We start from the raw sequence: 24903 nt of genomic DNA, 5'->3' as shown, positions 1-24903 counted from the left end.
CCGAACTGCCGCGGGGGTGGTCGATGACCGAACGAGGCAGTGCCGGCTGGCTCGAGTCCAAGGGCATCACCGCCCTCGATGCGAGCGAGCTCGCCCGGCTGGTCGACCGGACGTCGGAGCGGGAGCTTCGGCATCGACTCATCGGGGGAGTACGAGAGATCGCGTTGCGCGAGATCTTTCGCCGGATGCCGGAGTACCTCCGACCCGCCCGGGCCGCCGGATTCGACGCTGTCATCACCTGGCAGATCACCGGCGCGGGCGGGGCCGGCCGGCCCGACACGATCGACGAGTACTGGATCCACGTCCACGACGGCCGCTGCACCCAACTCGCCGCGCAGCCCACTCCCCCGGACATCTCGATCCGCACCGACCCCACCACGCTGCTCCGCATCGTCACCGGCAACGAGGACCCCATCCTCGCCGTCCTCAAACAACGCCTCACCGTCCGCGGCAACCTCGCCCTGGCAGCCCGCCTCCCCAAGCTCTTCACCACCGGCCCCACCTGACCGCGGTCCGGTCCGGGGTCCGGTCTGGGGTCCGGTGGTGCGGCACCGGCAGTACGGCTACCTCCCTTGCGGGTCGTTCGTCCGACCGGCGGAGTGCTCGGTGCCGTGGGCACCGGTGCGACGAGCAGACGTCGCCGCCTGCCCCGGACGCACCCGCGTCGCCCCGGCAGCCGGCGCCTGGTTCGCCAGCACCGCCCGCAACGCAGCCACATCCTGATCCCTAGCCCCACCCGGCCCAGCCTGCTGCTGGTCTCCCGGCCGGCCCTGCTGGTACCCCGACTGCTGCGGACCTGCCTGCCGGAACCCCGGTTGCTGCTGACCCGGCTGCTGGTAGCCCGCCTGCTGCTGACCCGGCTGCAGCTGACCCGGCTGCAGCTGACCCGGCTGCTGCTGCGGGTACGCCTGCTGCTGCGGGTACGCCTGCTGCTGCGGGTACGGCTGCTGCTGCGGGTACGGCTGCTGCTGCGGCCGCGCTTGGTGCTGCTGTCCGGGCTGCTGCCAGCCCGGCGCCGCCTGCCCGCCCAACTGCTGCTGCGGGTAGGCCTGTGGCTGCTGCCAGCCCGCTGCCTGACCGTTTGCCTGCTGCTGGGGCGGGTATGCCTGCTGGGGCTGGGCTTGCGGCTGCTGCGGGTACGGCGGTTGCTGACCTGGCGCGAACCGTGACGGTGCCTGAGGTTGGGGTTGCCCGGGCGCGTACTGCGGTGGCTGTACCTGCGGCTGCGGCTGTGCTTGGGGCTGCTGCGGTCCCGGTTGCTGCCAGCGCTGCGCCGGTTGCCCGGTCGCCTGCTGCGGGTACGCCTGCTGCGGCTGGTTCGTGTACGGCTGCTGGTACTGCGACTGCTGGTACTGCGGCTGCTGGTACTGGCCAGGTGCGAATCGCGATGTCTGCGCTTGAGGTTGCCCAGGCGCATATGGCGGTTGTTGCGGCTGTGCTTGGGCCTGATGCGGTTGCTGTCCAGGCTGTTGCCAGCGCTGCGCGGCCTGACCAGTCGCTTGCTGCGGGTACGGCTGCGGCTGGCCGGGGGCAAACCGGGCCTGCGGTTGCGCTTGGGCCTGCGGTTGCGCCTGCGGTTGCGCTTGGGCCTGCGGTTGGGCTTGGGGCTGAGCCGGCGGCTGTGGTTGCGGCCCGGGTTGGGGCTGAGGTTGGGACTGAGGTTGGGCGGGTGGGGGGCCCCAGGGTCGGCCTTGGACCGGAGGGCCGCCGTACTGCTGCTGCGGTTGCGTCGTCCGGGGTTGGGTGGGCGCGGGCCCCCACGGTTGGCCCTGGACCGGAGGGCCGCCGTACTGCTGCTGCGGCTGGGTGGGAGCGAACCGGGACTGCTGCTGCCGCTGCGGCTGGGCCTGCACCTGCGGCTGGGCCTGCACCTGCGGTTGCACCTGCGGCTGCGGCTGCTGCTGCGGCTGCTGCTGCGGCTGCGGCTGCGGCTGCGGCTGCGGCTGCGGCTGGGGCAGTTGGAGGGTGGGGTGGTCGCGGTTCAGTTGGAGTTGTTGGGTGCGTTCGGCTCGGTACTGGGCCTCGGTGGTGCGGACGGTGTCGGCTACTGCGTCCGCGATCTCGAGGCCGCGGGTGCGCGAGATCGAGCGGCTGTTGGGGGCGTTGCTCTCGTGGAGCGTCTGGAGTTGGGCGAAGTCGCGGTTGATCTGGTCGGCCAGCCGCTGCCGGACGGCCTCCTGGTCGGCGGCGGGGACCAGGTTCGGGAGGTCGGAGGCGTCGAACAGTGCGTCGGCCGCAGCGCGGGCCTTCGAGCCCGGGGCCTGGCTCGCCATGCGGCGAAGTACCTCGTCGCCGGACAGGTTGGTCTCGACGCCGACCTGGTCCGCGAAGGCGCGGGCCGCGGGTTCGTACGCCGGGTACGAGTGCGGCCCACGTACCGCCTTCACCTGAGCCGCCAGGTCCGGTGGGAGGGCATGGTCGGCGATGCGATCGAGCCGCGCCTGGCTCCAGGCCTCGGTGACGCCTTCCTCGAGCGGACGGAATTCCATCGGTCGCAGGTCGGCGTTCCAGCGGGCGTGCGTGTGTCCCGCGGGGCCGGCGAGGTGGTTGAACTCGTGCGCGGCCGTTTTCAGTGCGTTCCGGCGCTCGATCCACTGCTCGGTCGTGGCCGGCTGTCCGCGGGTCGCGTACATCTGCTGCAGCGGCTCGACCACCATCGTGCGGTTCAGCTCGACCCGCCCGTCCGGGTACGCCGCGCCGCGATACATCGGGTTGTCGGTGTAGTCCAGCTGCCCGTTCCACAGCGAAGTCGGCGCGCCGGACTCGGCCGCGACGGCGTCCCGGACGCGTTCCCACAGCCCGTTGCCGACGTCCGGGATCTGGCTGGTCGTGCTGCGGCCGACCGGATCAGCCATCTCAGTCCACCGCGGAGTCCCGGTCGATCATGTCGATGATCTGCACCAGGGTCTCGTTCATCTCCAGGGCGGCGTCGCGCTCGCCGATCGTGGGCGCCGCGGCCGCGATCCGAGCGATCTCTTCGATGGCGGCCACCGCCCGGGCCTTCCGCTCGGCAGGGGTTCCCTCCGGGCCGGATGCGTGCAGCAGCACGTCGGACGCCTGCCGGATCACGGGGCTTTCCGGGGTGCGGGCTTCCTCGACGAGGTCGTCCATGACCTTGAGGTAGCGCATGGCCTTGGCGCGGTCGGCGGTGTCCTCGATGGTCTCCGCCTGCTGCCGGAGGCGGGCGACGGATTCGGCGAGCACTTCCGGGTCCGTGATTTCGGTTCCGAAGGCCTGCACGATCCGACGGCGCGCCGCGTCGAACTCCCCGTAGTCCATTACTCAATCATTTCATGCTCAGCGGTCCAGGCCGGGTGTCCTGGGGTCGGTCGACGTCCCTGGGCGGGAGACCGGCGCGGAGCCCGGCGCACCGATGCGGCCCGCCGGTGCGATCGCCGGATCGGTCGCAAACCGCGCCGTCTGGTTGTCCACACCCAGCGGGCCGCCACCGGAAGCCGCGCCGTCGTCCCGGACGGTCTCGTTGTGGGTGGCGATGATGGTGGCGAGGGGTTCGTTCATGTCCAGGATGGCGGCGCGGTCTTCGTGCGGGGCGGCTTCGGCGATGCGGGTGATTTCGGCGATGCCGGCTTCGGCGCGGGCGCGCTGCTCGGCAGGGGTGCCGTGCGCTGGGGTGGCAGCCAGCAGGACGTCGGACGCGCGGCGGATGTACTCGCTCTCCGGCTCGCGCGCCTCGGAGACGAGGTCGTCCATGACCTGGAGGTACCGCAGCCCCCGGACTCGCGCCGATTCCTCCAACCCGTCCGCAGCCCGCCGTAGGTCGGCTACGGCGGTCCCGAGTTCCTCGGGGTCGGTGATCGACTCTCCCCAGGCCTGGACGATGCGGCGGCGTTCAGCGTCGAACTCGGCGTACTCCACAGGTCAATCCTGGCAGCAGAAGGGTCACCGGCCGTGCCCGTCAGAACCCCGCGGACGCGACGAGCCGTCGGTACGCCGGGACTCACCGGCGCGCGCTTCGCCGGAGTGGATGCGCCGCAGCGGCGGCATCGCCGGATCCGCAGCGAACTGTGCTGCAACATCCCGCAGCGCCGTCCCCGACGACACGTCCTCACCCCCAGGCGGATGCTGCTCGACAGTACGGACAGCGGCAAGGGTCCGATCGCCGAGCGTCCGCCCGTACGAACCCGCCTGCTCATGCACATTCAGCCCTTCGGCCTGCCATTCGGCCAAGCGTGCAGGCAGTTCGTCGAACCCTTCCTTCAGCATCGTGGCTGTCGCCGCCGCAGCCGCCGGCCGACTCTCGGAAGGAACCGACGAGACCACCACCATCGCCTCCGCCGCCGAGGCCGCAACCGCAGACGGCGACCGCACCGCGTCGACGCCGAGCGTGGTCGAAGTGTGCTGCTCCACCCGCGACACGAGCTGCTCGGCAACAATCCCCTGCACGTCCGCCAACTGTGGCGCGGCCGACCGTTCCCAGTAGTCGATGTCCTGCAGGAACGTGTGCAAGGTGCGCAGCTCGTCGGCCGCCATCGCACTCGCCCGATCGATCGCCCCAGCACCTCCGCTGACGTCCTCGTGCCGCGCCTCGACCTCCGCGCTCAGTTCCCGTTCCTCCACCGCCCGTACGTCACGAGCAGCGAACCCGGCCTCGATCCGGCGCGCCATCTGCCGCCGGATCCCGGGCCGCTGCTCAACTGGCAGCCGTTGGTAGTCAGGGCGGTTCTCCAGCAGCAGGTCGGTGGCCGCGTACGCCGCTCCACCGGCACCGTCGGCGACGAGCTTGCGCAGTACGTCGGCCTCCCGCATCCCGGTCCGTGCCCCGATCGCGATCGCCATCGCCCGCGCCGCGGCCACATCACCCTCGAGTTGCGGCGGAGCGAACTGCCCGAGATCGTCCGATCGCCCGTCCCGGAACAGGTCCGCGACCAGCCGCGGTGTCGCGTTCACGGCGTACGCACGGCTGACCGCCCGCGTGAGCCGATCGCGCGCCCGCGCGTCCTCGGGCGGTGGTAGCGACGGGTCCGGCTCGAGTGATTCGGCGCACTGCGCGACCAGCTCGGTGAGTCCGCGGCGGACGTCCTCCCGCGGGTCGCGCCACTGTCCGTCGCGGTGGTTGCCGATCGAGTCGATCACCGGCGCTAGCCGCCCCGGCACGTCCAGGTTGGCGGCGAGCGGCTCGAGCAGTTGCCGACGGCCCGCGCTCAGCTCCAGTTGCCGCCCCAGCCGGAGCGACGACACCCCGTCGACCGTGTCCAGCTCGACGAGTCGATCGACCGTGCGTACCAAGGAGTCGACGTCAGCCACGGGCCGGAACCTACCGGCCGCCAGGTTCAGGCCCGCGGATTCGGGGCGCGGGCTTGCGGCGGAGGTCACAGGCGGTACGGCGTACCGGCGCGTAGGCTGCCCATTCATGGGAGAGACCGTGAACATCCACACCACCGCCGGGAAGATCGCGGACCTCGAGCACCGGCTCGACGAGGCCGTGCACGCCGGGTCGGAGCGCGCGGTGGAAAAGCAGCACGCCCGGGGCAAGAAGACCGCCCGCGAGCGGATCGAACTGCTGCTGGACGAAGGCTCCTTCTCCGAGCTCGACGAGTTCGCCCGGCACCGCTCGACGAGTTTCGGTCTGGACGCGAACCGCCCGTACGGCGACGGCGTGGTGACCGGGTTCGGCACCATCGACGGCCGCCAGGTGTGCGTGTTCGCGCAGGACTTCACCGTGTTCGGCGGCAGTCTCGGCGAGGTGTTCGGAGAGAAGATCGTCAAGGTGATGGACCTGGCGATGAAGATCGGCTGCCCGCTGATCGGCATCAACGACTCCGGCGGCGCCCGGATCCAGGAAGGCGTGGTCAGCCTCGGCCTGTACGGCGAGATCTTTCGCCGCAACGTCCGCGCGTCCGGGGTGATCCCGCAGATCTCGCTGATCATGGGGCCGTGCGCCGGCGGCGCGGTCTACTCCCCCGCGGTCACCGATTTCACCGTGATGGTCGACGAGTCGTCGTACATGTTCATCACCGGCCCGGACGTGATCAAGACCGTCACCGGTGAGGACGTCAGCCAGGAGCAGCTCGGCGGCGCGCGGACACACAACACCAAGTCCGGCAACGCGCACTACCTGGGCTCCGACGAGGAGGACGCGATCGAGTGGGTGAAGGCGCTGGTCGCCCATCTCCCGCAGAACAACCTCGAGGACCCGCCGGTGTACGACGCACCCGCGGACCTGGAGCCGACCGAGACCGATCTCGCCCTCGACACCCTGATCCCGGATTCGCCGAACCAGCCATATGACATGCACACCGCGATCGAGGCGGTGCTCGACGACGGCGACTTCCTCGAAGTGCAGACATTGTTCGCGCCGAACATGATCGTCGGCTTCGGCCGGGTCGAGGGCCGCCCGGTCGGTGTGGTCGCGAACCAGCCGATGCAGTTCGCCGGCACGCTCGACATCGATGCCTCCGAGAAGGCGGCCCGGTTCGTGCGGACCTGTGACGCGTTCAACCTGCCGATCCTGACGTTCGTCGACGTACCGGGATTCCTGCCCGGCACCGACCAGGAGTGGAACGGCATCATCCGCCGCGGCGCCAAGCTGATCTACGCCTACGCCGAGGCCACCGTCCCGATGATCACGGTGATCACCCGGAAGGCGTACGGCGGCGCGTACGACGTGATGGGGTCGAAGCATCTCGGCGCCGACATGAACATCGCCTGGCCGACCGCGCAGATCGCGGTGATGGGTGCGCAGGGCGCGGTCAACATCCTGTACCGCCGCGAACTGGCCGCCGCGGACGACCCGGAAGCGCGCCGTCAGCAACTGATCACCGAGTACGAGGACCACCTCGCGAACCCGTACATCGCGGCCGAACGCGGCTACATCGACGCGGTGGTCAAACCCAGCGAAACCCGCGCCGAGATCGTCCGCGCCCTCCGCCTGCTGCGCACCAAACGCGACACCCTGCCCCCGAAGAAGCATGGGAACATCCCGCTGTGAACGGCCCTGGGAGCGACATTGTGAGCGGCCCTGCGAGCGACACCGTGAGCACAGACATTGTGAGGATCGTCAAAGGCAACCCGACACCCGAGGAGCTTGCCGCCGTCGTCACGGTGATCGCCGCGCGCGCCGCCGTACCCGCCCCACCCGCCGACACCGGCCGAGCGAGCAACTGGGCAACGTACTGGCGCAACGCCCGCACCCCCTTCCACCCCGGCCCCGGCCAGTGGCGCGCCTCCGCCCACCCGTAAGGATCAGGTACGGCGGAAGCGGACGACGGGGTACTGCGGGGCGTTGCCGGTGTTGCGGTGTGGGCCGGGGAAGGATGTTGCGCCGTCGAGGGTGAGACCGTAACGGGCGGCGGTCGCGACCAGGTGGGACAGTGCGTCCTGGGAGCGGGTCTCGTCGGGTACGCGCCCGTCGGCGTAGCGGCCGGCGTCGGACTTCTCCGTGGTGGTGACGAAGACGCCGCCGCTGCGCAGGACCCGCGCGGCCTCGGCGATCACCGGTTCGCTGTCGTCGAGCAGATGCAGCAGCCAGACCGCGACCACCGCGTCGCAGTGCCGGTCCGCGATCGGCAGCCGCCCGGCATCGGCGGCCGCGACGTGACCGGGCAGCCGGATCCGGGCCTGCCGCAGCATCGCGGTGGAGACGTCCACGCCGTGCACGAGGTTGCCGAGCGCAACGAGTTCGGCGCCGACGATGCCGGTGCCGACGGCGAGTTCGAGCACCCGGCCGCCCTTCGGCAGCAGCGCGTCGATCGCCTCGGCGGCCGCCTGCGCGCGGGCGACGCCACCGCGCGTCTCGTCGTACGTCGCGGCAACCGTTTCGTCGTAGGTGAAGGGTTTCTGAGCATTCCACAGCGCCGGCCAGGTGATCCCGACCTGCAGCAGCATCGTGCGCACGAGCGGCAGCGAGACGCCGACGACGTTGTGGTAGTCGCCCTCGATCGCTGTCACGAACGGCCCGCCGAGGCCGTCGACGGTGAACGCACCGGCGACGACCAGCGGTTCGCCGGTGGCGACGTACGCGTCGATCTCCTCGTCGCTCAGGTCGGCGAAGCGGACCTGGGTCGACGCCAACTCCCGCAGCTCCTGCTTCGTGGCGGTGTCGAACAGGCAATGCCCGGTGTGCAGTACGCCGGTACGCCCGCGCATCATCCGCCAGCGCTCCCGGGCAACGTCGGGCGAAGCCGGCTTGCCGTACGCGACCCCGTCGATCTCCAGCACCGAATCACAGCCGAGCACCGTCGCGTGGTCGGTCAGCCCGGCCACAACCGCCCGCGCCTTGAGCGTCGCGAGAGCGCGCGCGAGCTCGCCGGGGCTGTCCGCGGTGACGTTGTCCTCGTCGACGCCGGAGACGATCACCTCAGGTTCGATGCCTGCGGCACGTAAGGTCTTCAGCCGCGCGGGCGACGCCGACGCCAGCACCAACCGCGGCTTCACAGCTTCGCCAACGCACGCCGCAGCGGGTCCAGGCCGATCGAGCCGAGGTCCAGCGCGCTGGAGTGGAATGCCCGCAGATCGAAGGCCGATCCCTTGCGCTGCTTGGCTTCTTCGCGCGCCTGCAGCCAGATCCGCTCGCCGACCTTGTACGCCGGCGCCTGCCCCGGCCAGCCGAGGTACCTGTTCAGCTCGGCCTGCAGGAACTCGGTCTCCATCCGGCAGTGCGCCCGGAGGAACTCGAACCCGAGGTCGGCGTTCCACCGCTCGCCCGGCCGCCACCCGAACGGGTTGTCCCGCGGCACCTCGAGCTCCAGGTGCATCCCGATGTCGATGATCACCCGCGCGGCGCGGAATCCCTGCGCGTCGAGCATCCCGAACCGGGCGCCGGCATCGTCGAGGTAGCCGAGCTCCTCCATCAGGCGTTCGGCGTACAACGCCCAGCCCTCGCCGTGGCCGGAGACCCAGCACCCGATCCGCTGCCAGCGATTCAGCAGGTCGGTGCGCAGCACCGTGTGCGCGACCTGGAGATGATGCCCGGGGACACCCTCGTGGTACACGGTGGTGACCTCGCGCCAGGTGGCGAAGTCCTCGATTCCGCTCGGCACCGCCCACCACATCCGGCCCGGCCGCGAGGTCAGGTCCTCACTCGGCTGCGTGTAGTAGATCGAGCCGTCCGAGGTCGGCGCGATCATGCACTCGATCCTGCGCAGCTCGTCGGCGATGTCGAAGTGTGTCCCGGCCAGGTCGTTCACGGCGGTGTCGGCCAGCTGCTGCATCCAGTCCCGGAACGCCTCCTTGCCGTGGATGGTCCGCGCGGGATCGGCGTCCAGCAGCGCCGCGGTCGCCTCGATCGAACGGTCCCCGCCGTTCAGCTCGGCGGCGATGTCCTGCATCGCGGACTCGATCCGGGCCAACTCGGCCCAGCCCCAGGCGTACGTCTCCTCGAAGTCGATCGCCGCGCCCAGGAAGCTGCGCGAGGCCAGCTCGTACACCTCCCGGCCGCACGCATCGGCCTGCGGGGCTCGCGGCGCGAGGTCACTGGTCAGCCAGGCGCCGAACTGGTCGAAGGCCTTCCGCGCGGACGCGGCCGCGGCCTCGACCTCCGGCTTGACCTTGCCGTCGGGCGCCTGCGCGGCGAGTCCGGCGAAGAAGTCGTCGCCCTCGGCGCCGGTCCAGCTCGCGATCCGCTCGGCCAGTCCGGTCACCTGACGCACCGCCGAAACCCGTCCCTGCGCGGCCTGTTCGAGCAACGTCTCGCGGTACCCGTCGAGCGCCGTACCGATCTGGTTCAGCCGGATCGCGACGATCCCCCAGTCGTGCTCGCTCGCGGTCGGCATCAGGTCGAACACCGAGCGCAGCCCGACCGGCACCGAGGCGATCGCGTTCAGCTGATGCTGCGGGACGCCGGCCTCGTAACGCTCGAGCTCCAGACCGAGCCGCTCCACGAAGGCGTCCTTCGCGACCTCCTCGCGCGGACTGCCCGGCGTGATCGCCGCGGCCTCCGCGAGCGACCGGCTGAGCAACTCGGCCTTGGCCTCGAAGCCGGCCGCGGTCAGATCCGGCAGTTCGTGGTCGTGGCCGACGACCCCCAGCTCGGTCGCCAACAGCGGGTCGAGCACGAGCTCCTGCTCGAGGTGCCGCTCGGCGAGGTGATCAATGGGACTGTCCGGCGTCGGAATGTCAGGTACGGCGTGAGTCACCTGATCGACCCTACCTGCCGAGGGCCGCGGGACTGACCTGTTTGTTGCCGATACTGTGACGACGCTGAACACCAGCACGAGGGACGAGAGGAACGGCGTTGAGCCAGCCACCCTATGGGCCGCCCGGCCAGAACCCGCAGTACCAGCAGGGCCAGCCTCCAGGGCAGTACGGCGCACCGCCACAAGGTCCTCCCCCGGGTCAGTACGGCCCGCCCCCGCAGAGCCCGCCGCCTGGCCAGTACGGTCCGCCGCCTGGCCAGTACGGTCCGCCGCCGCAGAACCCGTACGGCCCACCCCCTGGACATCACTTCGGCGGCTCGGCGCCGCAGGGCCCCGGTTTCGGCTGGGGCCCGAGCTTCGGCCCCGGCCCAGACGGTCCTGGTGGCCCAGGCGGTCCGGGCGGTCCCGGCCTGGGCTGGCAGCCGCCGCGGAAGAAGTCCAAGGCGCCGCTGATCGCGATCCTGACGATCGTCGGCGTGGCCGTCGTCGGCGGCGCGATCCTCGGCCTGGTGCGAAACGCGGCCGACGACACCACCACGCCGCCGGTGACCCCGACGCGGTACACACCGTCGCCGACCGAGGAGCCCACCGAATCGCCGACGACCGAGCCGACCGAAGAGCCCACGACCGAGCCCACCGAGGCGCCGACCAGCACGAACACGCCGACCAAGCCGCGGGACCTGGACGTCGTCGCGAAGAACCCGCTCTACCGGGTCGGCCAGATGGCCACGGTCAATTGCAAGGAGCCGCGGGTCCGCCCGACCAACGCGAAGAACGCGGCGTCGTACTGGGCCGCGGTCAAGCCGTGCCTGGACAAGTCGTGGGCGCCGCTGATCGGCAAGGCCGGCTACCGCTTCCGGGCACCGGGGATGACCTACTGGTCCGGGACGTCGATGAACACGCCGTGCGGTGACGGGCCGGTCGCCGTACCGTTCTACTGCTCGGCGAACCACATGATGTACATGAAGGTGGACGTCTTCGTGAAGGCGTACAACCAGTACCCCGGCGACGCGATCGCACAGGCGTATGCGCGGATGTGGTACAGCCGCTCGATCGCCCACGAGTACGGGCACAGCATGCAGTACGTGACCGGCATCCTGCAGGCCGCCGCGAACCTGCGCTACGAGGCCGCCGACTACGACGCCCGGATCCGGATGACGCGCCGGATGGAACTCCAGGCGAACTGCTTTGCCGGCGTGTTCCTGGCCGCGAACAAGCGCAGCTACCCGATCAACGGCAACATGCTCTACGTCTGGAAGAAGTACGTCGTGACGTCGGGCGACAAGCCCGAGCAGGGCGACCACGGCAGCGCGGCCAGCCAGGCACGGTTCATGGGCAAGGCGTTCAACACGGCCAATCCGGCCACCTGCAACACCTTCTCGGCCTCACCGGCCAACGTCAGCTGACAGCTCCGGCGGCGCGACCTGCCGCCAGGAGTCGATCAGGATGTCGTGCAGTTCATCGGCGTCCTCGAGCGCCGCGAGGCGGGCCCGAACCCAGTTCGAGCCCGCCTCGTGTTTCGGCACCCAGAACTTCTCCGGCTCCGCGGCGATCAGCTCCGCGCGCTCCAGCCGCGGGCACCGCACCGCGAACGACGTCCGGTCGTCCGGGACGGTGACGAACATCCGCCCGGCGACGTCGAACGTCGGATGCCCCCAGCGCTGTTTCTCCACCGTTCCCGGGAACGAGAGCGCGATCCGTCGTACGTCCTCAGCGTCCAGCACGCTCACACTGTAGAACGCACCGCGGACCGCCGGCCCGGGAGGAGCAGCGCGACCAGGGTGCCGGCGGCAACGACCGCGGCGCCGGTCCAGACCGCCGGTACGAGACCCGCGGCGTACTGGGTGGGCGACTCGTACGACCCCGCCGACGCGAACACCGACGCGAGGACGGCGACACCCATCGCGACTCCGACCTCGCGGATCGTGTTGTTCGTCCCGGACGCCACGCCGCGGTCGGCGTCGGACGCGCTGTCCATCACCACACTCGCCGACGGAGCGAACGTCAGCCCCATCCCGACGCCGGCCAGTACGAACGGTACGACCAGGTCGCCGTACTGCGTTGTCGCCGTGGTGATCAGCGCGATCCACCCGAGTGCGATCGCCAGCAACGCCTGCCCTGCGACGATCAGCGTCCGCGGACCGACCCGGTCGACGATCAGGCCGGCGATCGGCGCCACGACGAGCGGCGCCGCGGTCCACGGCAGCGTCCGTACGCCGGACTGGAACGGCGTGTACCCCTGCACGACCTGGAAGAACTGCGCCAGCAGGAACACCGCACCGAACACCCCGACCGCGAACGTGAACGCGACCACGTTGACCACGCTGAACGACCGCACCGCGAACAACCGCAGCGGCAGCATCGGCGCCGGTGTCCGCCGCTCCCAGCCGATGAACGCGGCCAGCAGCACAGCGCCTGCGATCAATGCCCCGAGGACACCCGCGGACGTCCACCCGTCGTCGGCCCCGTGCACGACACCCCAGACCACGGACAGCACACCGGATGTCGCCAGTACCAGACCGACCAGATCGAGGCGCTGCGCCGTGCCCCGGGACTCGGTCAGGACGCGCGCGGCCAGCAGTACGGCGATCGCGCCGATCGGAACGTTCAGCCAGAAGATCCACTGCCAGTTGAGGCCGTCGACCACGGCACCGCCGACCACCGGGCCGACCGCCACACCGAGCCCCGAGATGCCACCCCAGACGCCGATCGCGGCACTGCGTAGGCGCTCCGGCACGGCGCCGGCGAGCAATGTCAGCGACAGCGGCATCACGGCCGCCGCGCCGAGGCCTTGAATCGCGCGAGCCCCGGTGAGCATCCACGGCTCGGTCGCCAGCGCACAGGCCGCCGACGCGAGCGTGAACAGCACGATCCCGGCGAGGAAGATCCGCCGGCGGCCCAGCCGGTCGCCGATCGCGGCCGCGGTCAGCAGCAGCGCGGCGAAGGCGAGCGTGTAGGCGTTCACGAACCACTGCAGGTCCGACAGCGAGGCGCCGAGCTCGGACTTGATCACCGGCAGCGCGTTGGTGACCACGAGGTTGTCCAGCGTGACCATGAACGTCGGGATCCCCACCGCGGCCAGCACCACGCCGAGCCCGCGGCGGGGTGTGACCACCACTTCCCTCTCCTCGAGAGCGGTCGATGACATGGCGTTTCTCCTTGTTGTAATTGACTGATAACAAGCTCGATTCCGAGAGTATGCATTGACTGATAACATGTCAAGGGAGGGGTCGAGGAGGAGAGGAGCAGGGATGGCGAGCAAGGTCCGGCTGACCGCCAAGGAGCGCGGCGACGAGGTGCTGCGGGCAGCGGTACAGGCGTTCGCGGCGTCCGGGTACGAGGGCACCAAGACCGACGAGATCGCCCGGCTGGCCGGGGTCTCCCAGCCGTACGTGATCCGCTTGTTCGGGACCAAGCAGCAGCTGTTCCTGGCCGCAATCCGGTCCGTCTGCGCGCGGATCGAGGAGATCTTCCGCGCGGCCGCCGCCGCGTCGCCCGAGCTCCGCACCCTCGGCGCGAACTACGCCGTCCTGCTCGCCGAACGCGAGCTCCTCCTGGTCCTCCTGCACGGCTTCTCCGCCAGCGGTGACCCGGTGATCGGCGACTGCGTCCGCGAAGGGTTCGGCAACATCTACACCCTGGTCCGCGACCTCACCGGCGCCACCCCCGAAGAAACCCGCCAGTTCCTCGCCGAAGGCATGTTGATGACCGTCCTCACCGCCATGCAGGTGATGGGTCCCAACGCCATCGCCCTCCCCTGGTCCCAGGAACTCACCAGCACCTACGAGTAACCCTCCACTCGCTCGTGCGAGCGCGTGTCAGGTCGACAGGACGTCTCCCGTCCCAGGAGCCACAGCCGAGCGTGAATCAGACACCGAACACACCCGCCCCACACGACACCACCTGTCGAGCGTGTACGCCTTCGGGCTGTCCATCAATCATCTAGGCCCCCAGCTCAAACTCATGGGTTCAGTCGCGGTTGGGGTGTTGGTCGGCGGTCAGCCAGATGGTGGCTGTGGTGAGCACGAGGGCTGCTGTGGTGACGACGAGAGAGCCGGGGACTTCGGCGTGGCGGACGAGGGCGGTGATCAGGGCTACCGCCGGCGCGAGCAGCAGGGCGGTTGCTGCGGGCAACCACCAGCGGTGGAGAGCGGCGCGGGAGATGCGGGCGTACGACGGGAGTTGACCGGCGAAGGCGGATGCGAGGTGGAGGACGACGAGCGCCATCGCGGTGACCGCGATGCTCCAGCTCGGGTCGGCGGGGCCGCGCATCAGCCAGCCGAACACCACCACGAAGATGAAAGCCAGCGCCGCCAGTGAGTCCGGCAGGACCGCCACGCACACCAGCAGCGGCACCCCGACGACCGGCACCAGGTCAGGCTGATCCCACGGCTGCACAGCCGGTACGACGAGCGCGACGGCCCCGGCCAGCAAAATCAGCAGCCGCGCAGACAGCACCCCTCGCCCAGCAACCCGGAGCTGCGCCAACCACATCGAGATCCGCTCATCAGCGCTCACGAGCGGATCCTGGGGGCGGCGGACAGTCGGGAGGCGTCGCGCAGTACTTCGTCGAGAGTGCCGGCGCCGCGCCAGGGGACGGTCGGGACGCCGAGGTCGCTGAGGCGGTCGAGGTCGCGGCGGCGTTCGAGGAGACGGAGTCGCCACGCGAGCGGCCAGGTACGGGCGTCGTGCGCGTCGAGGTCCATCACCGACGCAACGTCGGGCGGCAGCGTGTCGACGGCGATCACGGTGCAGCCCGAGTGGACGAGCGTCACGACGTACCCGAGGATCGTCGGGCGCAGCAACGGACTGAGGACGAGCACCAGACTGTCCGACCGGATCCGGTTCCGCCGCGCGAGTTGCTCCTCGTCCTGCTGACGGCTGCGTTGATCCGCGTGCACGAGCGTGTCGAGGATCCGCCGCAGATGCCCGCGCCCGCTCCCGGACCGCACGCCGCGGAACAGGCTGCCGGTGTCGATCAGCCGCACCCGATCCCCGTTGCGCAGGTAGTGTTCAGCGATCGCCGCCGCCGCGCGGACCGCGGTGTCGAGGCTCGACGAGCGACCGTCGATCCCTTCGCTGACGCCGATCTCGCCGCCGGTGTCGACCATGATCACGACCTCGGTGTCACGGTCGGACCACGTCGACGTGACGTGCAACTCCTGCGTCCGCGCCGACACCGCCCAGTTGATTCGCCGCAGCCGGTCGCCGGTCCGGAACGGCCGTACGCCGGCCAGCTCCGTCCCTTCCCCAGGACGCCGCGACCGGTGCAGCCCGACCAGCCCGGCCGGCCGCGGTACTGCGTCCACCGCCGCGAACCCTTCACGCAACGGCAGCGTGGTCACCACCTGCGCCTCCGCCGACGTCACCTGCACCCGGTACGCGCCGACCGGCGACGTCACCGCAACAGTTGGCCGATCCAACGAACGCAAGCCCCACCGCTTCGACCGCACACCAACCTCCAGCCGCACCTCACGGCCGGAGCCGTCAGCGGCGTCAGCAGCGGGCTCGGCGACCGCAGCCTGCGGCGGGTCGTACTGGAACCACGGCGCCCGCGGCAGCGCGGCCACCACCAAATCGACAGTGTCGCTCTCCGGCGGAGTGACCCGCAGCCGGTACGTCGTCCCCTGCCCTTCGAACAGCACGTCCGCGTCCAGCTCGGTGTGTACCTCGGGTTGCTCACTCGGCTTGAAGTACCGCCCCCACGCCGCCAGGAACGCGAACGGCAACCCGATCACCGCCGCATCCGGCCGCCGGAACAGCACAGCCACCCCGAGCAGCACCGCGGCCACGAAGACCGCCCGCACCTGCGCGTTGGTCGGCTGCCAACTCATGCGCGGCTGCCTACCGCAGGGTCGGAGACGGTCGGGGGCGCTGGGACCGAGCCGAGGACGGCGCGGACGACCGTGGCGCCGGTGACCTCGTGCAGCCAGAGCTCCGGGCGGACCGTGATGCGATGCGCCAGCGCCGCCTCCGCGACCGCCTTCACATCTTCGGGTACGACGTAATCGCGCCCCTGAATCACCGCGTACGAACGCGCCGTCAGCAACAGCGCCAACGACCCACGCGGCGACGCACCGACCAGCACCTGGGAATCCCGGCGGGTAGCGGTCGCGAGGTCGACGCAGTACTGGCCGACCGTGTCGTCGACCGTCACCGTCTCGACGGCCCGCTGCGCCGCGAGCAACCCGGCGGCGTCCGTCACGGCGTCGACCGACTGGTCCTCACGCCGCCGGCTCATCCGCCGCCGCAGCACCTCCCATTCCTCCGCAGGGCTCGGATACCCGAAGCCGATCCGCAGCATGAACCGGTCGAGCTGCGCCTCCGGCAGCGGATACGTGCCTTCGTACTCGACCGGGTTGGCGGTCGCGAGCACATGGAACGGACTCGGCAGCGGGAAGGTCTGTCCCTCGACCGTCACCTGGTGCTCCTGCATCGACTCGAGCAGCGCCGCCTGGGTCTTCGGCGGCGTCCGGTTGATCTCGTCGGCCAGCAGCAGCCCGGTGAAGATCGGCCCCGGGCGGAACGCGAACTCGGACTCCTTCTGGTCGTACACGAACCCGCCGGTGACATCCGACGGCAGCAGGTCAGGCGTGAACTGCACGCGCCGGAACTCCAGCCCGAGCGCCTGCGCGAACGACCGCGCGGCCAGCGTCTTCGCCAGCCCCGGGTAGTCCTCGAGCAATACATGCCCGCCGGCCAGGATGCCCGCGAGCACCAGTTCGAGCGCCTCGGTCTTGCCGACCACGGCCTGGCCGACGCGGTCCAGGACCTCGCGGCTCAGCCCGGACACCTCGGCCGGCGTCATCTCGCTCACTGCCATGTCGCTGCCGTCCCTCACAGGTTCTCGATGGTGTGGATCGCGTACTCGATGTCGTCGAGGGACGCGGTGCGTTTGTCCTCGTCGTAGATCAGCTGCCAGAGCCGCTCGCCGGTGATGCCGCGGGCCCGATCCGGTTCCTGCTCGGGGTCGACGCCGTGCTGGTGCACGAGGCGGTCGGTGGTCAATTCGAGCAGCAACGGCCGGATCCGCCGGACGAACGTGCGTGACCCTTCGCCGGCGCGTCGTTCGCGGTTCGACTCCTGCACCCAGGTGGCGATGAACTGCGTGCGGTTGTCGGTCATCCGCGACCGCAGCTGGGCGAGCCGGTCGTCGTACCGGCCGGGCCAGCTCGTCTCGAGGACCTGCGGCAGCAGCAACCGGAGCGCGAGGGACCCGACCCCGACCGCGATCGCCGTCGCCACGAACCACAACGGCCGCGGCGCCATCCCGGCCGCGCTGAACGCGCCCACCGCGACCAGACTTGCCAGCACCGCGAACCCCACGTGCTGCACGAGCAGCTTGCGCGGCCAGAGCCGGCGGGTCGGTTCGCCGGCTTCGGGCGGCGGCGGCTTCTCCTCCAGCGGAGCCCAGCGGTACACGCTCATGGCGAAGCCTCCGTCGCGACCGCAAGCTCGTCGCGCAGCCGAAGCAGCGCCGCGCGCGCCTCGGTCCGCGCCTGCTCGCTCGAGCCGTGCGTCGAGTAGCGCGCCTCGCGGTACAGCTCACCCAGCCGGATCAGCTGCGGCTCGGAGATCCCTCCGATGCCCAGCACCCGAACGGTGAACTCGGCCGGTGTCTCGGCCGGATCCCGCGGTACGCCGGCCGAGGCGGCTGCCTGCTCGAGGGCGACCCAGCACGCGACCACTGCGTCGGTCGCCGTACCGGTGTCGATCCGCGCCAGCCCGGTGTCGACGGCCTCCGCCAACCGCTCGCTCTTCAGCCGCTCCCAGTCCTGCTCGACGGACTCCACGTGCGGCAGCCGAACGCGGCGCACGATGCGGACGATGAGCACCACGATGACCGCGACCACGGCGGCGATCACCAGGTACACGACGGCCTGCCACAGCGACAGCACCCAGGCGGGTGTCTTGCCCGGCGGGATCACCAACGGGGTCGGCTGTGACTGCGGCGCGGCGGTCACGTCGGCACTGCGGGTGGGCAGCGGCTTCGGGCTGGAGCTCAGGGTGCTGTCGCTCACCGGACGCACCGGACCGCTCGCGGAGGCGAGCACGACGAAGCCGGCTGCCAGCAGCCCCACGAGCAGAACGGCGACCGCCGCGAGCGGACCCCGACGCTCCCTCTGCATCTGGGCAGGCTACCCCGTCAGAAGCCCGTGTCGAGGAACGGCAACCGCGATGTGGAAAACGCTTCCGAGGTCGCGGCCAGCGCGCCGGCCCGATGCTCGGTGACCAGACCGGCTCGGCCGAGCCGCGCCAGCGACGGCCGGCCGAGGTACACCGCGCCCAGGTCGCGGACGTCGAGGGTCAGGTCGGCGTCGCGGGACACGGACTCGCACGAGGCGCCGTCCGGTCCGCCGCTCAGGTGCCAACGTCCCGCGTTCCAGGGCAGGAACTCGTCGACCACTTCGAGCACGACGTCGATGTCCTGCGCGTACGTCCGGCCGGCGAGCGCCCGTCGTACGTCGACCGGACGGATCCACAGGCCGTCCCGGGTGACCGGGTTCGGCGCGCGCGGGTCGAGCAGCAGGTCCAGCAGCGGGTCGTCGAGCGCGAGCATCTCGCAGTGCGTTTCGCTGAGCAGGTCCGGCTCGAGCAGGTATCGCCACAACGCCGCATGCGACGCGATGTCCACCGCATGCACCCGCTGGACGTCGACGTACCCCTTGTCCGCGCGCTTGGTCCGGTAGTACGCGAACCCGGTGAGCTCGCCGTCCCGCTCCGCGACGACGCAGCGCAGCTTGGACGCGTTGTCGGTGTCGATCGTGACGGTGTTGCTGATCGCGTACTCACGCCAGCGCTCGTCGTGCACGAAGTGACCGGGCCGCTCGGCCGCGAGCTTGTTCCGCAAGTCGGCGCAGCGGTGGAGGTACTCGCGCGCGTCGACGTACCGGATCCGGACGTCGTCGATGCCGGCCACCGGCCGCAGCCCGCGCGACGCCTTCGGTACGGCGATCTCCTGGTAGACGGCCGCCAGCCCGTACCCGAACCGCGGGTAGATCACCGGCTCGCTCGCGGTCAACGCCGCCAGCGGTTCGCGGCCGGCTTCGTGGACATCGGTCAGCTGCCGGCGCATCAGGTCGCGCAGGATGCCACGGCGCCGGTGCGTCGCGCGGACCCCGACCATCGTCACGCCCGCGACCGGCAACTGCCCGCCGGGCACGGTCATCAGGTGCGAGAACGTACCGGTGTGCCCGACGAGCTGCCCGTCCTCGCTCGCGACGATGCTGCGCTCCCGCTCCCACACCAGCCGCTCGGCGGTGTACTGCTCCTCGCTCCACGGCGCCGAGAACGCCACGTCCAGGAGCTCGACGAGCTCTTCCCAGCTGCCGGTGAACTGCCCGATCTCGATCGCCATGTCCCTTACCTACCAGACGATCGGGAGCGCACGCCCCTGAATTGATCGGGTCGCGGCGCGCCGGGAGGCCTGGACTGATGAAAACCGTTTTCATACGATTTCGTCATGACCGCCCGAGCCGAAACTCCGCTGTCCTTGCTGGTCGGGCTCTCCACGACGTTGCGGGAGCCCGTCCTGACCGCGATGACCGACGCCACCACGGTGGTCGTGAGCGTCGGTCAGGACGATCTGCCCGATCGGGAAGTGCTGACCTGGCGGGTCTGGGACGCCGCGGGGCCGGTCGACGCCGGCGAGTTCACGGTCGGGGAGGACTGCGGGGCGTGCCAGCTGATCGAGTCGCTCGTCCCGTTGCTCGAAGCGCTCGTCGCGCGCGGTCACTGGGATCACGTCGTCGTCTCGGCGCCGCCCGCGATGGAGGCGCGGCCGCTGGTCGCCGCGCTGACGTCCGCGCTGCCGGAGATCGCCGTCGACACGGTCACCTGCGTCACCGACGCCGTACTGCTGGTCGAGCAACTGTCCGGTGACGAACTGCTCGCGGAACGCGGCCTCGCCCTCGGCGCACCGGATCGGCGCAACGTCGCGGAGCTCACCGCCCGCCAGATCGAGTACGCCGATGTGTGCGTGCTGGCCAATGCGCATCGCAGTACGGCGCCCGCGCGCCTGGAGCACCTGCTGCTGCACCTGAACCCGCGGACCGCGGTGGTCTCGACCGATCCGGACGGCGTACCGCAAGGGGCGGTCGCGCGGACCGGACGGTTCGACTTCGACGCGGCCGAGGCGTGGGCCGGCGAGCTCGCGGCCGCGGACCGCGTGCAGCCGAGCGGTGACGGGGTGACGACAGTCCTGTGGCGGTCGACCCGGCCGCTGCACCCGGCCCGGCTGAACGACGCACTCGAGGACATCGTGGACGGAGTGGTCCGCAGCCGTGGCGTGGTCTGGCTGGCGAACCGCCCAACGCAACGCGTGCGCTGGGAGTCCGCCGGCTACAGCGCCTCGCTCGGGACGCTCGGCGAATGGTCCGACACCGAGCACCTGGCCGAGTGCACGCTCGTCGCCACCGGTGTCGGCCTCGACCCGGACCGCCTGCAGACCGTCCTGGACGCCTGCCTGCTGACCGAGTCCGAGCTCGCCGGTCTGGACTGGACGAGCCTCGACGACCCGTTCGCCGGAGTGCTCTGAGTCGATCCGTCGTCAGCCGAGCAGCGGCAGCCGCTTGGCGTAGGGACCGAGCATGTCCTGATCGTCCTCGTCGAGCGGCAGCCGGCCGGTCGCCTTGAGGATGTAGGTCGTGGTGTCCCAGTCGATCACGTCCCACGCCTCTGGGCCGAACAATCCGTCCAGCGTCCGCGCCGTGACCTGCAGCCCCTCCGGGTCGGGCTCCGGCGCCCCGGGCAGGCCGACGATCAGGTCGAGGTGGTGAACCGTTGCCTCGAGCACCAACGTGGCAACGAAGTCGGACGCCTGCAGGACATGACCCTGGGTCTCGATCCGGTGCCCCTTGGTCGCCAGCGCGGTCGCCGCTGCGCGCACCGCCGCCTCGGAGACCTCACGCCAGTGCTGCACGAGCACACCGGGCTTGCGGTACGCCGCCGCGACGCCGCGCTCGAACCCGGTGTCCCCCTCGGGCTGCGGCGGGAAGTCCTGCCAGTACGAGACGAAGTCGCGGTCCGCCTCCGCGGCCGCCGGGCTCGCGAACGCGACCAGCGCCCGCTCCGCATCGAACAACAGATGGACGAGCATCGGCCCGACCGGCAGCCCCGGGCAGCGGGTCTCGCGCTGGAAGTCCGCGTCGCTGAGCCCCTGCACCGTCTCGGTCAGCCGCCCGTACGCCCGTCCCAAGGTCGCCGCCAGTCCACGCGGCAACGCGCCACGCTCTGGTGCCTTCATCCCCGGACCTCCTCGATGTGCTCCTTCCGAACTTAACCTGCGAGCACGCCGGGGTGTTCCTAGGACCGGGCGGTTTCCAAGTGTGCGGTCGCGGCGGCCTCGAGGTGGCTGAGGTCGGAGGCGACGGTGGCGTAGGTGTAGCCCTGCTCCAGCCGCTTCTTCGCCGACTCGCCGTCAAAGGTGTGAATGCCCGCCGCGACGCCGGCTTCCTGCGCGGTCCGCGCGATCAGCTCGACCGCCTCCTCGAACGGACCCGCCACCTCCGGGTCCCCCGGGAAGCGCGCACCGAGCGCGAGGCTGAGATCCGACGGGCCGACGTACACGCCGTCCAGACCGGGCGTCGCGCAGATCTCGGCGACGTTCTGCAGGCCGAGCGGCGTCTCGATCATCGCAAGCACCACGGTCGCGTCGTTGCTGTCCGCGGGCTCCGGACCGATCCGCAGCGACGCCCGCATCGGCCCGTACGAGCGCACGCCCACCGGCGGGTACTTCGCCGCGCGGACGGCGCGCGCCACGTCGTCCGCGGTGTCCACCAGCGGCACGATCACGCCGGTCGCACCGGCGTCCAGCGCGCGCCCGATCGGCGTCGGGTCGTTGGCCTCGACCCGCACCAGTCCGACCGTCGGCCGCGGGCCGATCGCGGATCCCGCGTCGACGGCGAGCAGACCGGTCATCAGTCCCTGGTACCCGATCAGGCCGTGCTGCGCGTCGAGCACCACGTAGTCGTAGCCGAGCCTGGCGATCCGCTCGGCGGCCGGCGGCGCGTCCAGCGTGATCCAGTACCCGACCAGTTTCTCCCGGGACCGGACCCGACGCGCGAAATCGTTTGCATTCACCCGTTGAGCCTATCTAAACGGGCGGTACGCCGTGCCGGCGGTGCGAGAACGTCCGGTCCTTGGACTGGGCTGCGGCGAGTCGTGCGATCAGGTCGGCACGCAGGTTCTCCGGCTCCACGATCGCGTCGATGACGAGGTCCGCGGCCAGCCGGAGGATGTCGATGTCGGTCTCGTACTCCTCGCGCAGCCGGGACACGTACTCGACCCGTTCGCCCTCGTCGGCGATCTCCTGGATCTTGTTGTAGTACACGGCGTTGATCGCCGCCTCAGGCCCCATCACCGCGATCTTCGCGGTCGGCAGCGCAACACAGGCGTCCGGCGAGAACCCCGGGCCGCACATCGCGTACAGCCCGGCGCCGTACGCCTTGCGGACGATCACCGAGACGGTCGGCACGGTCGCCTCGGACACCGCGGTGATCATCTTCGCGCCGTGCCGAATGATGCCGGCGCGCTCCACCTCGCTGCCGATCATGAACCCCGGCACGTCGCACAGGTACACCAGCGGCACGTTGAACGCGTCGCACAGCCAGATGAACCGGGCCGCCTTGTCGGCGGAGTCCACGAACAGGACGCCGCCCTTCACGGCCGGCTGGTTCGCGACGATCCCGACCACCTGACCGGCCAGCAGCCCGAACCCGGTCACGAGCTCCGGCGCGTACGCCGGTTTGACCTCGAAGAACGTGTCCGCGTCGACCAGCGCGTCGATCACGTCGTGGATGTCGAACCCGACGCTCTCCTCGGCCGGCACCAGGTCCCGGGTGAAGTCACGCGCCGGCTCCGAGACGTCGTACGACGGGGGACGCGAGCGCCACGATCCGGGCAGGTAGGAGAAGTACTGCTTGGCCAGCTCGATCGCCTCGGTGTCGTCGCTCGCGAGCAGGTCGCCGCAGCCGGACACACTCGTGTGCATCCGGGCGCCGCCCATCTCCTCCAGCGTGACCTTCTCGCCGACCACCATCTCGGCCATTCGCGGCGACCCGAGGTACATCGAGGCGTTGCCGTCGACCATGATCACGATGTCGCAGAACGCCGGGATGTACGCACCGCCCGCGGCCGACGGGCCGAACAAGCAGCAGATCTGCGGGACCTTGCCGGACAACGCGACCTGGTTGTGGAAGATCCGGCCCGCACCGCGCCGGCCCGGGAACAGCTGGACCTGGTCGGTGATCCGGGCGCCTGCGGAGTCGATCAGCCAGAACACCGGTAGCTCGTCGCGAAGCGCCACCTCGGTCACCCGGACGATCTTCTCGACCGTCCGCGCACCCCACGAGCCCGCCTTCACGGTCGGGTCGTTGGCGACGATCAGCGCGGGTCGCCCGTCGACGAGCGCCCGGCCGGTGACCACGCCGTCCGCGGGCAGGCCCGGGTTCAGTGCGTTGGCGAGCTGGGCGTCCTCGACGAAGCTGCCCTCGTCGACAAGCAGCGCGATCCGGTCGCGGACGTACAACTTGTTCTGACTCTCGAGCTTCGCCGCCGCCTTCTCGGACGGCGCGAGCGTGGCTTCCCGAGCGACCTTGACCTCGGTCCAGTGGTCGTGCGTCATAGGGTCATCATTCCACCGGGAGTCCGAGGCTGCGGGCGATCAGCATCCGCTGGACCTCCGACGTACCCTCGCCGATCTCCAGGATCTTCGCGTCGCGGTAGAAGCGCGTCACCGGGTACTCCTCCATGAAGCCGTAGCCGCCGAACACCTGGGTCGCGATCCGGGTCGCGGTCACCGCGGATTCGGTCGCGTACAGCTTGGCCACCGACGCCGCCTGCTTGAACTCGGCCATCGGCGCGCCCGCGTCCTTCAGCGCCGCCGCCCGGTACACGAGCATTTCGGCCGCGTCGGCCATCACCTTCAGGTCGGCGATCTGGAACGCGACCCCCTGCTTACGCCCGATCGGTACGCCGAACGTCTGCCGCTCACCGGCGTACTGCACGGACAGCTCCAGGCAGGCGCGGATGCAGCCGAGCGCAACGGCCGCGATCGCGACCCGCCCGTCGTCGAGCGTCGCGAGGAACTGCGCGAACCCCTTGCCGCGTTCGCCGAGCAGGTTCGCCTCCGGCACACGGCAGTTCACGAACGACAGCGGGTGCGTGTCGCTGGCATGCCAGCCGAGCTTGTCGTACGCCGCTTCCGCGGTGAATCCCGGCGTACCGCTGGGGACGATGATCGTGGAGATCTCCGGCTTGCCGTCCGGCCGCTCGCCGGTGCGCGCGGTGACCGTGACACACGAGGTGATGGACGAGCCGGAGTTCGTGATGAACTGCTTCGAGCCGTCGATCACCCATTCGCCGTTGTCGAGCACCGCGCGGGTCCTGGTGGCACCGGCGTCCGACCCGGACTCCGGCTCGGTCAGCCCGAACCCGGCGAGCGTGCGGCCCGCGACCAGGTCCGGCAGCCAGGTGGCCTTCTGCTCGTCGGTGCCGAACGTCAGGATCGGGTTGATCCCGAGCCCGACCGCGGCCTCGAGCGTGATCCCCATCGACTGGTCGACCCGGGAGATCTCCTCGATCGCCACGCACAGGCTGGTGAAGTCGCCGCCGGCACCGCCGTACTCCTCGGGCGCGGTCAGGCCGAACAGCCCGAGCCGCCCCATCTTCTGCACGACCTCCACCGGGAAGTAGTGCTTGCGGTCCCACTCGGCCGCGTGCGGCGCGATCTCCGCCGCCGCGAAGTCGCGGACACTCCGCCGGAACTCCTGATGCTCCGCCGACAACTCGAACATGCGGCACTCCTTCG

The 24903-nt window shown here is 70.6% G+C and carries 24 protein-coding genes; 6 read left to right on the top strand and 18 right to left on the bottom strand.

The features are described from left to right. Nucleotides 1–23: 23 nt before the first annotated feature. A complete protein-coding gene (locus AB0B82_RS21205) occupies nt 24–506 on the top strand; it encodes an SCP2 sterol-binding domain-containing protein (protein WP_360170931.1) in 483 nt (160 codons plus the stop codon). Nucleotides 507–563: 57 nt separating this feature from the next. On the opposite strand, the gene AB0B82_RS21200 is transcribed toward AB0B82_RS21205, so the two are convergent. Genes AB0B82_RS21200 through AB0B82_RS21185 form a run of 4 tightly spaced genes read right to left on the bottom strand, consistent with a single transcriptional unit; the run spans nt 564 to nt 5265 of the window. Beyond that, nucleotides 564–2855, bottom strand: coding sequence for a hypothetical protein (locus AB0B82_RS21200; RefSeq protein ID WP_360170928.1), 2292 nt, complete (start codon nt 2853–2855; stop codon nt 564–566). A gap of 1 nt (nt 2856) precedes the next feature. Continuing rightward, entirely contained in the window at nt 2857–3279 is a 423-nt protein-coding gene (locus AB0B82_RS21195; protein WP_360170925.1) for a hypothetical protein, read from the bottom strand. An 18-nt stretch (nt 3280–3297) separates the two neighbouring features. Further along, nucleotides 3298–3876 carry a hypothetical protein gene (locus AB0B82_RS21190; RefSeq protein WP_360170922.1) on the bottom strand — a complete coding sequence of 193 codons (579 nt, stop codon included), beginning with the start codon at nt 3874–3876 and terminating at the stop codon, nt 3298–3300. Nucleotides 3877–3900: 24 nt separating this feature from the next. After that, nucleotides 3901–5265: a hypothetical protein gene (locus AB0B82_RS21185; protein WP_360170919.1), complete on the bottom strand. Its 1365-nt coding sequence runs from the start codon at nt 5263–5265 to the stop codon at nt 3901–3903. Nucleotides 5266–5371: 106 nt separating this feature from the next. Between AB0B82_RS21185 and AB0B82_RS21180 the strand changes: the two genes are divergently transcribed. Next, a complete protein-coding gene (locus AB0B82_RS21180) occupies nt 5372–6949 on the top strand; it encodes an acyl-CoA carboxylase subunit beta (protein WP_360170916.1) in 1578 nt (525 codons plus the stop codon). A 44-nt stretch (nt 6950–6993) separates the two neighbouring features. Next, nucleotides 6994–7200 carry an acyl-CoA carboxylase subunit epsilon gene (locus tag AB0B82_RS21175; protein WP_360170913.1) on the top strand — a complete coding sequence of 69 codons (207 nt, stop codon included), beginning with the start codon at nt 6994–6996 and terminating at the stop codon, nt 7198–7200. Between the two features lie 3 nt (nt 7201–7203). On the opposite strand, the gene AB0B82_RS21170 is transcribed toward AB0B82_RS21175, so the two are convergent. Next, complete coding sequence (locus AB0B82_RS21170) at nt 7204–8394, bottom strand: Maf family nucleotide pyrophosphatase (RefSeq protein ID WP_360170910.1); 1191 nt, start codon at nt 8392–8394, stop codon at nt 7204–7206. Then, nucleotides 8391–10094, bottom strand: a complete 1704-nt coding sequence (locus tag AB0B82_RS21165) for a DUF885 domain-containing protein (RefSeq protein ID WP_360170907.1) — start codon at nt 10092–10094, stop codon at nt 8391–8393. The genes AB0B82_RS21170 and AB0B82_RS21165 overlap by 4 nt, the downstream gene beginning before the upstream one ends. A 98-nt stretch (nt 10095–10192) precedes the next feature. On the opposite strand from AB0B82_RS21165, the gene AB0B82_RS21160 reads away from it, so the two are divergent. Further along, nucleotides 10193–11500: a neutral zinc metallopeptidase gene (locus AB0B82_RS21160; RefSeq protein ID WP_360170904.1), complete on the top strand. Its 1308-nt coding sequence runs from the start codon at nt 10193–10195 to the stop codon at nt 11498–11500. On the opposite strand, the gene AB0B82_RS21155 is transcribed toward AB0B82_RS21160, so the two are convergent. Together AB0B82_RS21155 and AB0B82_RS21150 are read right to left on the bottom strand one after the other, a co-directional pair. After that, nucleotides 11480–11818, bottom strand: coding sequence for an MmcQ/YjbR family DNA-binding protein (locus AB0B82_RS21155; RefSeq protein WP_360170901.1), 339 nt, complete (start codon nt 11816–11818; stop codon nt 11480–11482). The genes AB0B82_RS21160 and AB0B82_RS21155 overlap by 21 nt on opposite strands. Before the next feature lie 2 nt (nt 11819–11820). Continuing rightward, nucleotides 11821–13242 carry a DHA2 family efflux MFS transporter permease subunit gene (locus AB0B82_RS21150; RefSeq protein ID WP_360170898.1) on the bottom strand — a complete coding sequence of 474 codons (1422 nt, stop codon included), beginning with the start codon at nt 13240–13242 and terminating at the stop codon, nt 11821–11823. A 103-nt stretch (nt 13243–13345) separates the two neighbouring features. Between AB0B82_RS21150 and AB0B82_RS21145 the strand changes: the two genes are divergently transcribed. Beyond that, nucleotides 13346–13885, top strand: coding sequence for a TetR/AcrR family transcriptional regulator (locus tag AB0B82_RS21145; RefSeq protein ID WP_360170895.1), 540 nt, complete (start codon nt 13346–13348; stop codon nt 13883–13885). Nucleotides 13886–14063: 178 nt separating this feature from the next. On the opposite strand, the gene AB0B82_RS21140 is transcribed toward AB0B82_RS21145, so the two are convergent. The 6 genes from AB0B82_RS21140 to AB0B82_RS21115 are packed head-to-tail and all read right to left on the bottom strand — an operon-like array spanning nt 14064 to nt 19452. Then, nucleotides 14064–14612: a hypothetical protein gene (locus AB0B82_RS21140; RefSeq protein ID WP_360170892.1), complete on the bottom strand. Its 549-nt coding sequence runs from the start codon at nt 14610–14612 to the stop codon at nt 14064–14066. Continuing rightward, nucleotides 14609–15928, bottom strand: coding sequence for a DUF58 domain-containing protein (locus AB0B82_RS21135; protein WP_360170889.1), 1320 nt, complete (start codon nt 15926–15928; stop codon nt 14609–14611). The genes AB0B82_RS21140 and AB0B82_RS21135 overlap by 4 nt, the downstream gene beginning before the upstream one ends. Further along, nucleotides 15925–16917, bottom strand: a complete 993-nt coding sequence (locus AB0B82_RS21130) for a MoxR family ATPase (protein ID WP_360170886.1) — start codon at nt 16915–16917, stop codon at nt 15925–15927. The genes AB0B82_RS21135 and AB0B82_RS21130 overlap by 4 nt, the downstream gene beginning before the upstream one ends. A gap of 14 nt (nt 16918–16931) precedes the next feature. Continuing rightward, the gene (locus AB0B82_RS21125; RefSeq protein ID WP_360170883.1) at nt 16932–17522 is read right to left on the bottom strand and encodes a hypothetical protein; all 591 of its coding nucleotides are present in this window, start codon (nt 17520–17522) and stop codon (nt 16932–16934) included. Then, nucleotides 17519–18223 carry a DUF4129 domain-containing protein gene (locus AB0B82_RS21120; protein ID WP_360170880.1) on the bottom strand — a complete coding sequence of 235 codons (705 nt, stop codon included), beginning with the start codon at nt 18221–18223 and terminating at the stop codon, nt 17519–17521. The genes AB0B82_RS21125 and AB0B82_RS21120 overlap by 4 nt, the downstream gene beginning before the upstream one ends. A gap of 17 nt (nt 18224–18240) precedes the next feature. Beyond that, nucleotides 18241–19452 (bottom strand): GNAT family N-acetyltransferase, encoded by a 1212-nt coding sequence (locus AB0B82_RS21115; RefSeq protein ID WP_360170877.1) that lies wholly within the window; start codon nt 19450–19452, stop codon nt 18241–18243. Nucleotides 19453–19557: 105 nt separating this feature from the next. Between AB0B82_RS21115 and AB0B82_RS21110 the strand changes: the two genes are divergently transcribed. Further along, nucleotides 19558–20631 carry a GTP-binding protein gene (locus AB0B82_RS21110; protein WP_360170874.1) on the top strand — a complete coding sequence of 358 codons (1074 nt, stop codon included), beginning with the start codon at nt 19558–19560 and terminating at the stop codon, nt 20629–20631. A gap of 12 nt (nt 20632–20643) precedes the next feature. Here AB0B82_RS21110 and AB0B82_RS21105 read toward each other — a convergent pair whose 3' ends face one another. Genes AB0B82_RS21105 through AB0B82_RS21090 form a run of 4 tightly spaced genes read right to left on the bottom strand, consistent with a single transcriptional unit; the run spans nt 20644 to nt 24889 of the window. Beyond that, on the bottom strand, nt 20644–21339 hold the full coding sequence (locus AB0B82_RS21105) for a maleylpyruvate isomerase N-terminal domain-containing protein (protein ID WP_360170871.1): 696 nt from the start codon (nt 21337–21339) through the stop codon (nt 20644–20646). Nucleotides 21340–21398: 59 nt separating this feature from the next. Next, the gene (locus AB0B82_RS21100; RefSeq protein WP_360170868.1) at nt 21399–22175 is read right to left on the bottom strand and encodes an aldolase/citrate lyase family protein; all 777 of its coding nucleotides are present in this window, start codon (nt 22173–22175) and stop codon (nt 21399–21401) included. A 13-nt stretch (nt 22176–22188) separates the two neighbouring features. Further along, entirely contained in the window at nt 22189–23718 is a 1530-nt protein-coding gene (locus AB0B82_RS21095) for an acyl-CoA carboxylase subunit beta (RefSeq protein ID WP_360170865.1), read from the bottom strand. A 7-nt stretch (nt 23719–23725) separates the two neighbouring features. Next, entirely contained in the window at nt 23726–24889 is a 1164-nt protein-coding gene (locus AB0B82_RS21090) for an acyl-CoA dehydrogenase family protein (protein WP_360170862.1), read from the bottom strand. Nucleotides 24890–24903 lie beyond the last annotated feature (14 nt).

Origin of the sequence: Kribbella sp. NPDC048915, assembly GCF_040649595.1 — a bacterium.
Lineage (GTDB): Bacteria > Actinomycetota > Actinomycetes > Propionibacteriales > Kribbellaceae > Kribbella.
Note: the sequence above shows the minus strand (reverse complement) of the source record. Positions and strands in the feature narration are given on the sequence as shown.

What these genes read in the sequence shown, in the direction of transcription:
- AB0B82_RS21115 (WP_360170877.1), bottom strand. Translation starts at nt 19,452, where the DNA reads ATGGCGATCGAGATCGGGCAGTTCACCGGCAGCTGGGAAGAGCTCGTC.
- AB0B82_RS21195 (WP_360170925.1), bottom strand. Translation starts at nt 3,279, where the DNA reads ATGGACTACGGGGAGTTCGACGCGGCGCGCCGTCGGATCGTGCAGGCC.
- AB0B82_RS21150 (WP_360170898.1), bottom strand. Translation starts at nt 13,242, where the DNA reads ATGTCATCGACCGCTCTCGAGGAGAGGGAAGTGGTGGTCACACCCCGC.
- AB0B82_RS21180 (WP_360170916.1), top strand. Translation starts at nt 5,372, where the DNA reads ATGGGAGAGACCGTGAACATCCACACCACCGCCGGGAAGATCGCGGAC.
- AB0B82_RS21145 (WP_360170895.1), top strand. Translation starts at nt 13,346, where the DNA reads ATGGCGAGCAAGGTCCGGCTGACCGCCAAGGAGCGCGGCGACGAGGTG.
- AB0B82_RS21200 (WP_360170928.1), bottom strand. Translation starts at nt 2,855, where the DNA reads ATGGCTGATCCGGTCGGCCGCAGCACGACCAGCCAGATCCCGGACGTC.
- AB0B82_RS21090 (WP_360170862.1), bottom strand. Translation starts at nt 24,889, where the DNA reads ATGTTCGAGTTGTCGGCGGAGCATCAGGAGTTCCGGCGGAGTGTCCGC.
- AB0B82_RS21130 (WP_360170886.1), bottom strand. Translation starts at nt 16,917, where the DNA reads ATGGCAGTGAGCGAGATGACGCCGGCCGAGGTGTCCGGGCTGAGCCGC.
- AB0B82_RS21095 (WP_360170865.1), bottom strand. Translation starts at nt 23,718, where the DNA reads ATGACGCACGACCACTGGACCGAGGTCAAGGTCGCTCGGGAAGCCACG.
- AB0B82_RS21125 (WP_360170883.1), bottom strand. Translation starts at nt 17,522, where the DNA reads ATGAGCGTGTACCGCTGGGCTCCGCTGGAGGAGAAGCCGCCGCCGCCC.
- AB0B82_RS21105 (WP_360170871.1), bottom strand. Translation starts at nt 21,339, where the DNA reads ATGAAGGCACCAGAGCGTGGCGCGTTGCCGCGTGGACTGGCGGCGACC.
- AB0B82_RS21110 (WP_360170874.1), top strand. Translation starts at nt 19,558, where the DNA reads ATGACCGCCCGAGCCGAAACTCCGCTGTCCTTGCTGGTCGGGCTCTCC.
- AB0B82_RS21135 (WP_360170889.1), bottom strand. Translation starts at nt 15,928, where the DNA reads ATGAGTTGGCAGCCGACCAACGCGCAGGTGCGGGCGGTCTTCGTGGCC.
- AB0B82_RS21205 (WP_360170931.1), top strand. Translation starts at nt 24, where the DNA reads ATGACCGAACGAGGCAGTGCCGGCTGGCTCGAGTCCAAGGGCATCACC.
- AB0B82_RS21120 (WP_360170880.1), bottom strand. Translation starts at nt 18,223, where the DNA reads ATGCAGAGGGAGCGTCGGGGTCCGCTCGCGGCGGTCGCCGTTCTGCTC.